Consider the following 10636-nt stretch of genomic DNA (forward strand, 5'->3'; position numbering starts at 1 on the left):
GATTTTTAACAAATGTAAGAAATATTACGGATTTTCCGTACTGTAAATTAAATGCAATCTAATGCTAGTGAATAGTTAATAAATAATAATCAAATTATATTATTTTGGATGGTAGAGTAAATTTTACGGATTTACCGTACATTTTAATTTAGTTATAGTAGTTTTTTTGTTAAAATAATCAACTAAAATTATTTTTATGAAAAGCAAATTATTTATTTCAGGAGTGCTGATTTTTGTTTTATCGCTGACTTCTTCGTGTACAAATGATGATTATGAAATACCGCAGGATAATAGCAGAGAATTAAAAGTTGTGCCAAAATACCCATTAAACAATCTCAATGAAAACGCAAATATGCAGCATTCGCAAGACACTATAGAGTCTACTGTAAATCGAGAGATAAACGTTACATCTGGTGCATACGGTGATCCAAGTAACCCTAGGCCGCCCAGAAAAGATTAATTTTTGTAGTATTTTGAAGAAGACTATTTTTATTTATTTTAAATTTAATAGTCTTTTTTATTCAAAAGACTATATTTGAAATATAAAATAATAATTAAACTATTGAAAACTATATTTAATTTATTTTTTTTATTTCTAGCGCTGCTAATTTTCTCATGTAAGAAAACTCAATCGACTAATTCGGAATTGAGTAGAGATATTTCATTTGTTAATAATTTAGATAGTAAATCAAAAGAGAGGTATCTCGATTCTATAAATGCTTTATTAAAGTATCAAAAAAATGATTCTGTTATTAGAAATTTCTACTTTAAGATTTCTACAGAATTTTATAATAATAATAATTTTAAAAAATCGTTATCGGCAAGTTTAATGGCTCTTAAGCTATCGAAGGAGGTAGATGATAAAAAAGGAATTGCAAAAGCGCTTTATTATGTTGGAGATAGTTATGTAAATGTAAAAAAAGATAGTTCTTATTTCTATTATTTGCAGGCAGAAAAATTGTACTACAAATTATCTGATTATGATAATACGGCAAGAATGTTATTCAATAAAGCTTATGTACTTTTTTATGATGGAAATTATACAGAATGTGAAGTTGAAATTTCTAAAGCTTTAAAACTTTTAAAAGCCTCCAAAGATGAAAGACTAATTTATTCCTGTAATACCTTAATGGGAAATTGTCAAGAGAAGTTAGCAAATTATGATAAAGCATTATGGTATCATCAATTGGCTTTAAATACTTTTAAGACAATGAAGTCTAAAGATATAGATCAAGATGAAATACTTAATTATGATGTAACATCTATTATCAACATCTGTAATCTTTACGATATAAAAGGTGAATATTCAAAATCTATTAAAAAATTAAGTGAATTACTCTCAAATCATTTAAAAGAAAAATCACCTAGATTATATGCCAATGTTCTCAGCAATTTGGCTTATTCAAAAATGAAAAGCGGACAATTTCATAATGTTTATGGGATGTTTTCCGAATCCTTAGAAATAGTAAAAAATAGCGGAAATGAATCTGATATTCTCTATAAAAAAATTCATATCGGCGAATATTTTTTAACCCAACGAGATACTGGTAAAGCAATTCAAATTCTTAAAGAAGCAAAGCAATTGGCAATTAGAATTAAGAACAGCAATGAAATTTTAACTTCATTAAAACTACTTTCGGTTTTAGATAAAGAAAATAGATTTTACTATGCAAATGAATATATAAAATTAAGCGATAGTATAAATATTGTTCAAAAAAATACGCATAACAAATATGCGCGAATTGAATATGAAACTTCTAAGATTGAAGATGAAAATAGAATTTTAACGACAAAGAACCTCTATATTATAATTATTTCATTTGGTGTGATTCTATTATTAGTCATTGTTTTTATTTTGAGATATTTTAAATTTAAAAATAGCGAAATCAGGTTTTTAAAGTTGCAGAAAAAGGCTAATGAGGAAATATATTTGTTGTTAACAGAACAGCATGAAAAAATTAACTCTGCCAAAGAAAATGAAAAAACTAGAATTGCCAGAGAATTACACGATGGTATCATGAACAAAATTTATAGTGTCCGTATGAATTTAGGTTTTTTTAATTCTAAGGTCGATCAACAAATCATCGAGAAGAGAAAAGAGTTTATATCCGAGTTGCAAGTTATAGAAAATGAAATTAGAACCATATCTCATGATTTAAGCAGAACTTCTTTTTTGGATGGTAATGATTTTAATAGTTTATTGATGGGCTTAATCGAAAATCAAAAAGAAATTAGTAAAACTAACTTCAAGTACATAACAGATTCAGATTTTGAGTGGGGAGACATCCAAAATATTTGCAAGATAAATTTATATCGCATCGTTCAGGAAGCTATTTTAAATGTTAACAAATATGCCAATGCCAAAAATTGTGAGATCTGTATCCAAAAACACAGCAGCAAATCTTTGATAATGAGTATTGTGGATGACGGTCAGGGCTTTGATGTTAGAGCCAAAAAGAATGGTATAGGATTAACTAATATGAGCGAGAGAACAGAGTCTATGGGAGGTGAATTCTATGTGGAATCAAAAATTGGGATAGGCACCAGAATACAAATTACGCTTCACTTCTAAATCTGCAATTCACAAAATTTAAAACTGCCCCTAAAAGCAACAATTGCTATTAGCGGCAGTTTGCTATTGCCTCAAACTGCTGATTTTAAGTATTACATCTGCAAATAAATTCAAGTCCGTAATTTTTATACACAAAGCCCGTAATTTTCAGATGGGTGTTCCTATTATTTTCGTAAAAAAGATAATTCTTTAAGTTGAAAAATAATTTAAAAGAAGAATTAACTGCCTTTTGTCTATCAGAATTGTAATGGAATTGTGAATGTTTTAAATCAGAGGTCAAATTAAATAACATATAAAAAGTACATATAGTATGCTTGTATTTGCTAATGAAAATAAATATACGGACAACCAGAATAGCCCAATAAATAATATTCAAGCTAAAATGAAAAAAGCACTAAATAACTTTGAAAGTAAAGAACCTTTGCTTGTTTTTAATTGGAAAGATTCTGAATCTGAGGCTGAAGGGTGGACTATTATCAATTCTCTTCGCGGTGATGCTGCGGGCGGCGGGACACAGATGAGAAAAGGACTTGATATGAAAGAAGTTCTGTATTCAGCCAAGATGATGGAGATGAAATTTTCAGTGTCTGGGCCATCTATTGGGGGCGCTAAATCTGGGATTAACTTTGATCCAAATGATCCGCGAAAAAAAGAGGTGCTTAAGCGTTGGTATAAAGTGGTTTCTCCTTTATTGAAAAGTTATTATGGAACCTACGGCGATTTTAATGTTGATGATATTAATGAAGTTGTGCCCATTACAGAAGAATGTGGTATTTGGCATCCGCAAGAAGGTATCTCTAACGGACATTTCAAACATACAGAGGCAGATAAAATTAATAGGATTGGCCAATTGCGCTATGGTGTTTTAAAAATAATTGAGAATTCGAAATTTTCGCCTGACGTTAGTAAAAAGTATACTATTTCTGAAATGATCAATGGTTATGGTATCGCAGAAGCAATTAGACATTACTATACGCTTTATGGAGGAGAATTAAAAGGGAAAAAGGTCATCGTTCAAGGTTTTGGAAGTGTAGGCGCTGCAACATCATTTTACTTAACTAGTTTGGGTGCAAAGATTATAGGAGTTATAGATAGTGAAGGAGGTTTAATTAATGAGGAGGGGTTTTCTATGGAAGAAATTCGCTTGTTGTTTCTGACTAAAGACGCGAACAAATTTGTCAGTAAAAATAAAATCCCTTTTGAAGTGATTAACGAGAAAATTTGGTCAATAGGCGCAGAAATATTTGCGCCCTGTTCTACATCTGAGAAAATAACTCAAAATCAAGTTGAGCTTTTAGTTTTAAACGGACTAGAAATTATTTCATGCGGCGTTAATATGCCTTTTGCAGATTCAGCCGTTTTTTATGGTCCAACTATGGAATATGCTGATAACAAAGTAAGTGTATTGCCTTATTTTATCTCAAACTGCGGCATGGCTCGACTTTTTGCTTACTTTATGCAAAAAGAAGTAAAAATGGATGATGAAACCATTTTTAATGATATTTCCCAGACGATAAAAGATGCTATAATGAAAGTTTATAGTTTAAATACTTCCAAAACAAATATTAGTGCTCGTGCTTTTGAGATTGCATTAAAAGAACTTGACAAAGTTGAGTCTTAAAAATGAACTTTTGCTTTTAGGGCTTGGCAGATTTTACCGACAGCTTAAGAAAACCAATTATGTCCAAAGTTTTACAATCAACCATTGAGAATGGCTTTTTTCTCATCCGAAAAGCCAATCCATTTTGGAAAATCCAGACAGGTTAACCGGATGCTCATGCTAAAACCAATCTTTTCCTGATCGAAACTTCACACGTATTTTATTTCTATTAATCGTTTGGCATCTCTGAAAGCAAATCCATTTGAAGCGTCTTCTTTAGAATGCCCAAAAGAAGCGAATTGAAACTGAAATATGTTTTCCTATTTCAAAACTTATTAAAATAAAAAATTACCTCAATCTTTTAAAAATAACCGAAGAGAAACAGCATAAACATAGGTGTATCTCACAAAATTTAGGAATGCTATTCTTTATGTGTTTTAAAGGAGATTAAAAAAAAGAGAATAAGAATCCATGTTGTTATTCGGTTCATGATTAATGGTTTGGACGCTTTAAAAGTCCGTAATTTTTTTATAAAAACCCCGTAATTTTTAGATGAATGTTACTGCTATTTTGGCATAAAATTAATTGAGTCTAAATGTTAAAAAATAAAGTTTTGATGGTTTAAGATTTAGACTTTGAAGAAAATAGTTTAGAGTAGAAATGAAGAGTCTTACATGATCCTTCAGAGTTGATATTAAATAAAATTGTACAATAGAATACTGGTTGTGGCCAGAAAAAAGGAATGCTAAATTTATGGATAATACGATGTCAAATAATATTAATTTGGTTTCAAAATATTGGAAGAAAAAGATATTAAACAGAGAGGAAGTTCTTGGGGGGCATCAGAAACCAAATAGTCTGCCTTGTGTCACTGTTAATGCCAATGAACTAAACTATTTTAACAGTCTTACCAATAAAAACCCAATAGCTCAATATACTGTTATAAGCGCTATTTATTCTTTTTTGCTAAAGAAACTGATTAATGAATTTGACGGTTTTGTCGTATCAAATTTTGGTGGTAAAAATAATTCCTTGCTATTATCATATTCCACAGATTTAAAAACATCTTTTAAGGAATATCTAAACCAGATTAAACTTGAAATTCTAGAGACATTAAATCATTCTGATTACAATACTGATAGTATATCTAAAAAAACAGGTATTACTGATTTAAATGTTTTCTCTAATTATAGTATAAATATCAATTCTGAATCTCAGTTATATTGTAATGGTCTTTTGTTTGATACAAAAATAAATGAGAGAGGTGATATAGAAATTCGCGCCTCTTATTTGGAAGGTTTTGTAAAAAAAGCAGTAGCAGAACGTTTGGTTCAGTATTTTAAATGTTTTATAACTAGTTTAGAAAGCAGCATAACATTTAATTTATGGGAATATCCATTGCTTTCTGAAAATGAAAAACACCAATTATTGGTGAATTTTAATGATACCGATACTGCTTACCCGAAAGATAAAACGATAGTAGATTTATTTGAAGAACAAGTTGAAAATACTCCAAATAATATTGCTGTTCAATTTGAAGAAACGAAATTAACGTATAAGGAAGTAAACGAAAAGGCCAATCAGTTAGCTCATTATATTTCTTCCAAACATTCTATAAATAAAGGCGACATAATTGGTGTGTTTTTGCCAAAGTCTGATATTGGAATCATTTCAATATTGGCAATACTAAAGTTAGGTGCGGTTTATTTACCGATAGACACAAGTTACCCTCAAGAAAGAATAGACTATTTAATACAAGACAGCGGTTTAAAATTATTAATTAGTGACAGTATCAAATTAGATATTGATAATTGTGAGACAATAGTTCTAAAATCAATAAATTTTGAAGACAATTGCAGCGATAATATTAATGCATCTATTTTATCCAAAGATTTAGCCTATGTAATTTATACATCTGGTTCTACCGGAAAACCTAAAGGGGTGATGGTTGAACATAGGAGTAATATAAATATGTCTTTGGATCAGATTAAGTCTTTTGGGATTAATGAAGATGACAAGATTGTATGGTTTGCTTCAGTAGCTTTTGATGCATCCATATCTGAGATTATGATGAGTTTGTATAGTGGTGCCACATTATGCATTCCGACAGAAGAAATAATAAAAGACAAAGATCGATTTATAAGTTTTTTAAAAGAGACAAAATCAACGGTAGTTACTTTTCCTCCAAGTTATTTAGGATTACTTTCTGAAAACGATATTTCTGGATTGAGATGTATAATTACTGCCGGAGAATCTGCTAATTCAACTAAAGCAAAAGCGGTTGTAGAATCAGGAATTGATTATTACAATGCCTATGGACCTACAGAATGTGCTGTTTGTGTGTCGATTTATAAGGTAACCAAAGATGATTTTGAAAAGTCAGTGATTCCAATTGGCCGACCAATATCAAATACTCAAGTTTATATATTGGATGAAGCATTAAAGCCATTGCCGATTGGAGCAACAGGAAAGCTGTATGTTTCGGGTTCTGGTGTGGCTAGAGGTTATTTAAACAAGTCTGAGCTTACAGAAGAAAAATTTATTGCAAATCCTTTTATAGAAGGGGCACGTATGTATGATACGGGAGATTTAGCGTGTTGGTTACCCGATGGCAATATTGAATTCTTAGGAAGAAAGGACCAGCAGGTAAAAATCAGAGGATATAGAATTGAGCTGGGAGAAATAGAAAACACAATTTCGCAGTATTCAGAAAATTTAAAACAAGTAGCTGTTGAGGTAAGAGAAAACAACCAAGAGAAAGTATTGGCTGCTTATCTGGTATCGACGATAAACATAGATAAATCAGAACTGAGACGCTTCCTGCAAGCGAATTTGCCAGATTATATGGTTCCAGGGTTTTATATTGAATTAGAAAAATTGCCAGTAACCCCTAATGGAAAAATAGACAGAAACTCTTTGCCCGATATTTCTGTACAAGATGTTATAAGAAAAGAGTATGTGGGGCCAAGAAACAGAACGGAAGAAAATTTGGTTCTAATATGGCAGGAAGTATTAGGAATAGAGCCAATAGGAATAACCGATAATTTCTTTGAGTTAGGAGGACATAGTCTTAGTACAGCTCAAATAATCAACAGTACCCGTAAGCAATTAGGAAAAACGGTATCATTTAAGGCGTTTTTTGCCAATCCAACGATAGAAGGCCTGAGTAAGGAGTTACAGGAGAAGGATTTTACAGCAATACCAAAAGCAGCAGAAGCATTGTCTTATCCTTTGACACCTTCGCAAAGCAGACTTTGGATATTGACCCAATTGGAAGGTGGTTCATTGGCGTATAATATGCCGGCGGCTGTCAAACTAACAGGAGTTGTTGATGGGACTAAATTTGAAGAATCTTTTAAACGATTGATTGACCGTCATGAAATTTTGAGAACCACCTTCAAAACAAATCTGTCAGGAGATGTTCGACAATTTATAGTACCTGCAGAGCAAATTAATTTTAAAATAGCAGAGCAGGACTATAGTGCAAAAGAAAATCAAGGAGAAACCATTGCAGCTTATTTGCAAGCAATAAACAGTGAGCCTTTCGATTTAGAACAGGCACCACTTGTAAGAGCATCTTTAATCAAATTAAAAGAAGACGAATATGTGTTTTTCTTATCCCTTCATCATATTATTGGAGATGGATGGTCAGTAGAAGTATTGATGTCTGAGGTTGTGAAAACCTACAATTCGCTCATGCAAGAGACAGAAATTGACTTGCCTGAATTAAAACTTCAGTACAAGGACTATGCAGTGTGGTTCAACAGCGAAATACAGCAGGAGAAGTATCAGGCATCTGAGCATTATTGGCTTAAACAATTTGAGGGAGAGCTGCCAGTATTGGATTTGCCAAGTTTTAAAATCCGACCGCTAATTCAGACGTATAATGGAGAGAGCCTTACACACAGATTTTCGAGGGTATTTTTAGAGAAATTAAAGAAATACTCGAAAGACCAGGGGCTTACCTTGTTTATGAGTTTAATGGCGGGAATAAATGCTTTACTGCATAGATATACAGGTCAGGACGACATTATAATAGGAACGCCAATAGCCGGAAGAGAACATCCGGATCTGGAGCATCAAATAGGCTTGTATCTCAATACGCTTGCCATACGGACGCGATTGCAAAAAGAAACCAGTTTTTCTGATCTGGCAGCATCCCAAAAGGAGACTTTATTGGGAGCTTATGAATATCAAAGTTATCCTTTTGATGTATTGGCGGGCAAATTGAATTTAAAAAGAGACACGAGCCGTAACGCTTTGTTTGATGTTCTGGTGGTTTTGCAAAATCAGAGACAATTGAACAATCTTAATAATGTAGAACTGGCAAATTTTCAGGTAAGTGATTATGAGTTTTCCAGAAAAACATCCCAATTTGATGTAAGTTTCACCTTTACAGAAACAGAAGGGTTAGACTTGACTATTGAATACAATACCGACATCTATGATGCGTATTTGATTGAAAGAATGTTTCCTCATTTTGAGAATCTCGTTACGGCAGCTCTGGAACAGCCAGAAATACCTATTCAGGAGATACAATACCTCACTAAAGAAGAAGAGCAGCAGCTATTGGTTGGGTTTAATGATACAGCGATAGCTTATTCAAAAGATAAAACAATAATAGACTTATTTGAAGAACAGGTTGCCAGCACGCCAAATAATATTGCTGTTGTATTTGAAGATATACAGCTAACATATCAGGAGCTAAATGAAAAGGCAAACCAATTGTCTTTTTACTTAAGAGAACATTACGCTGTTGAACCCGATGATTTGATCGGTATAAAGCTCAATAGAAGCGAGAAGATGGTCATCACTGTTCTGGGAATATTAAAATCGGGGGCGGCTTATGTGCCAATAGATGTTAATTATCCTCAGGAGAGAATCGCTTATATTGAGAAGGACAGCAATAGCAAGATTGTTATTGATGAAAAAGCTTTAGGTGTATTTACAGAAATGCAGCAGAAATATTCGAAAGAGAATCCAAGCAAAATAAACAAACCGCAGGATTTAGCATATGTAATTTATACATCTGGGACTACCGGGAATCCAAAAGGAGTTATGATAGAGCATGGTAATGCAGTGGCACTGATCAATTGGTCAAAATTGGAATTTGATCAGTCAAAATTTGAAATCATGTACGCGGCAACATCCTATTGTTTTGATTTATCAGTGTATGAGATGTTTTACACCTTAGCAATAGGGAAAAAGATCAGGGTTTTAAATAATGCTTTGGAAATAAAAAATCATATAAATGAGGAAAGCAGAGTGGCCTTAAATACGGTGCCTTCTGTTGTTAGAAACTTATTGGAAGACAACATAGATTTAAAGAATGCAACTTTTATCAATATGGCAGGAGAAATTGTACCTCCTGATATTGTGGAAAAACTTCAGACAGAAAAAATAGAGGTCAGAAACTTATACGGACCATCAGAGGATACAACTTACAGTACAAGTTATAAAGCACTCAATCAAACCTATATCAATTTTCCAATTGGTAAACCAATATCCAATACACAGGTTTATATTCTAGATCCTGATTTTCATTTAGTTCCCGTTGGAGCAGTAGGAAAACTGTATCTCTCGGGGGCAGGAGTAGCAAGAGGATATTTTGGCAAACCAGAACTTACAAAAGAGAAGTTTATCTCGAATCCTTTTATAGCGGGAGAACGAATGTATGATACGGGAGATTTGGGCAGGTGGCTGCCAGACGGTAATATTGAATTTTTGGGAAGAAAGGATCAGCAGGTTAAGATACGAGGGTACAGAATCGAACTTGGTGAGATAGAGAATGCGATATTACTGTATTCAGAGAATTTGAAGCAAGTAATTGTTGAGTCAAAAGAAGTAAATCAGGAGAAAGTATTAATTGCCTATTTAGTATCGAATGCAGACCTAGATAAGGCAGACCTAAAGAAATTTTTGCAAGAAAAGCTGCCAGATTATATGGTTCCAAGCTTTTATGTTCAATTGGAAAAATTACCGTTGTCTCCAAATGGAAAGGTGGATAGAAAGGTTTTGCCTGGCATATCTGGAGATGATATTATGAGAAAAGAGTATACAGCTCCAAGAAATGAGGTTGAGAACAAGCTGGTTTTAATATGGCAGGAAGTTTTAGGAATTCAGAAAATAGGGGTTACAGACAGTTTATTTGAATTAGGAGGAAACAGTTTAAGTGCGACAAGATTAATTAGTCTTATACATAAAGAATTTGAAGTAAAAATTTCTATTAATGATTTATTCAAAAATAGAACATTAGAAGATCAAGCTGTTTTTATTGAAAATATTCATGCAGCGTTTGGTGTTGATGCGGATCAAGATAAAAGCAATGTTGAAATTGAAAAGTTTTATATATGATTTTTTATTGATGTAGTTTATTGTAAATCAGACAATTGCTTTGTTGGTGAAGTATTTGGTTTGGGAATAAAAAAATTAGAACTAAGCAAAGAGAAAAGGGTAATGAAGTG

4 protein-coding genes are annotated in these 10636 nt (G+C 32.4%); all 4 read left to right on the plus strand.

What is annotated here, in order from left to right:
* The first annotated feature begins 196 nt into the window (after positions 1-196).
* The 4 genes from N4T20_RS10470 (at position 197) to N4T20_RS10485 (ending at position 10526) form a co-directional block, all read left to right on the plus strand.
* Positions 197-460, plus strand: coding sequence for a hypothetical protein (locus N4T20_RS10470; protein WP_260672946.1), 264 nt, complete (start codon positions 197-199; stop codon positions 458-460).
* A 75-nt stretch (positions 461-535) separates the two neighbouring features.
* The gene (locus N4T20_RS10475; RefSeq protein ID WP_260672947.1) at positions 536-2572 is read left to right on the plus strand and encodes a tetratricopeptide repeat-containing sensor histidine kinase; all 2037 of its coding nucleotides are present in this window, start codon (positions 536-538) and stop codon (positions 2570-2572) included.
* A gap of 382 nt (positions 2573-2954) precedes the next feature.
* Positions 2955-4193, plus strand: a complete 1239-nt coding sequence (locus N4T20_RS10480; RefSeq protein WP_260673108.1) for a Glu/Leu/Phe/Val dehydrogenase dimerization domain-containing protein — start codon at positions 2955-2957, stop codon at positions 4191-4193.
* A 732-nt stretch (positions 4194-4925) separates the two neighbouring features.
* Positions 4926-10526, plus strand: coding sequence for a non-ribosomal peptide synthetase (locus N4T20_RS10485; protein WP_260672948.1), 5601 nt, complete (start codon positions 4926-4928; stop codon positions 10524-10526).
* Positions 10527-10636 lie beyond the last annotated feature (110 nt).

This window comes from Flavobacterium sp. TR2 (genome assembly GCF_025252405.1).
Taxonomy (GTDB): domain Bacteria; phylum Bacteroidota; class Bacteroidia; order Flavobacteriales; family Flavobacteriaceae; genus Flavobacterium.

Coding starts and splice junctions, on each gene's coding strand:
- N4T20_RS10470 (WP_260672946.1), top strand. CDS start 197: ATGAAAAGCAAATTATTTATTTCAGGAGTGCTGATTTTTGTTTTATCG.
- N4T20_RS10480 (WP_260673108.1), top strand. CDS start 2,955: ATGAAAAAAGCACTAAATAACTTTGAAAGTAAAGAACCTTTGCTTGTT.
- N4T20_RS10485 (WP_260672948.1), top strand. CDS start 4,926: ATGGATAATACGATGTCAAATAATATTAATTTGGTTTCAAAATATTGG.